Raw genomic sequence first — 1,295 nt, 5'->3', positions numbered from 1 at the left:
CGATGTCAGCCGCGTCACCTCCACCGGAATGCGTCACGCCACCGGCGAAGGCCGTACCGTGCTGCACGCGCTGCCGGTCGGCTACACGCTCGACGGCGTCAAGGGCATCCGCGATCCCCGCGGCATGGTCGCCCATCAATTCGGCATCGACATGAACGTTGTCACTTGCGACGCCACCGTGGCGCGGAACCTGATGCTGGCGGTGGAGCGCTGCCACATCAATGTCGAAGCCATGGCGGCGAGCCCCTATGTGGCCGGCCTGTCGGTGCTGACCGACGACGAGGCCGATCTCGGCGCCGCCGTCGTTGAGATGGGCGCGGGCACCACCACGATTGCCGTTTATTCAGGCGGCCGTTTCGTGCATGCGGCGGGTTTTGCGGTCGGCGGGCAACACATCACGATGGATCTCGCGCGCGGACTCTCGGCGACCATTGCCGATGCCGAGCGAATCAAGACGTTATACGGGACCGTCATCACCGGCGGATCGGACTCGCGTGAGCTGATGTCTGTGCCGACAGCCGGTGACGAGCAGGATCTGCCGCAGATCGTCTCCCGCGCCACCATCGCCAACATCGTCAAGCACCGTGCCGAGGAAGTCTTCGAAATGGTTCGGGACAAGCTGAAGGATTCGCCCTTCGCCGCAGAGCCCAACGGCCGAGTCGTGCTCTCGGGCGGAGCCTCGCAGCTCACCGGCCTCGTCGAACTCGGAACTCAGATTCTCGGCCGGCCCGTGCGGGTCGGACGTCCGCTCGGCTTCGGCCGGCTGCCGAACGAGGCGAAGAACGCCGCGTTCGCGGTGCCGGCCGGACTCCTCGTCTACCCGCAATATGTTCACCTCGAACATGTCGAACCGCGGCATACGCGGCAGCAGGTCAGGACAGGGACGGGCGGTTATTTCGGAAAGGTCGGACGATGGCTACGCGAGGGCTTCTGATGACTCCTTTCCGCAATTATCGATTTTCACCAACTCCCGCGGCCACCGGCCGGGGCGAACTCACGCGCGCGTGATCGAGAGGCAGCAACCATGACCATCAGCATCAACGTTCCTGATATTCACGAACTGAAGCCCCGGATCACCGTGTTCGGCGTCGGCGGCGCCGGCGGCAACGCCGTCAACAACATGATCACGGCGGGCCTTCAGGGCGTCGACTTCGTGGTCGCCAACACCGACGCCCAGGCGCTGACGCCAGTCGCACCCAATTCTATCGCGACCTGCCGGCCGGCCCGTTCTACGGCTACAATCGCCCCGGCGCAAAACCGTCGGAAGCGGTGATCCAGAACTGGTGGCGCCAGGG

Annotated in this window: 1 protein-coding gene and 1 pseudogene; both read left to right on the top strand. The window is 65.2% G+C overall.

Features of this window, described 5'->3' with window-relative positions; all coding sequences use genetic code 11:
* Nucleotides 1-934 (top strand): cell division protein FtsA (ftsA, locus tag MOV75_RS38545; protein ID WP_247008065.1); only part of this gene is annotated, 934 nt, incomplete at its 5' end.
* Between the two features lie 251 nt (nt 935-1,185).
* A pseudogene (locus tag MOV75_RS38540) lies at nt 1,186-1,295 on the top strand (alpha/beta hydrolase); the annotation flags it as partial.

Origin of the sequence: Bradyrhizobium sp. PRIMUS42, from assembly GCF_023006515.1 — a bacterium.
GTDB lineage: Bacteria > Pseudomonadota > Alphaproteobacteria > Rhizobiales > Xanthobacteraceae > Bradyrhizobium.
This window is presented reverse-complemented; position numbering and strand designations above follow the sequence as displayed.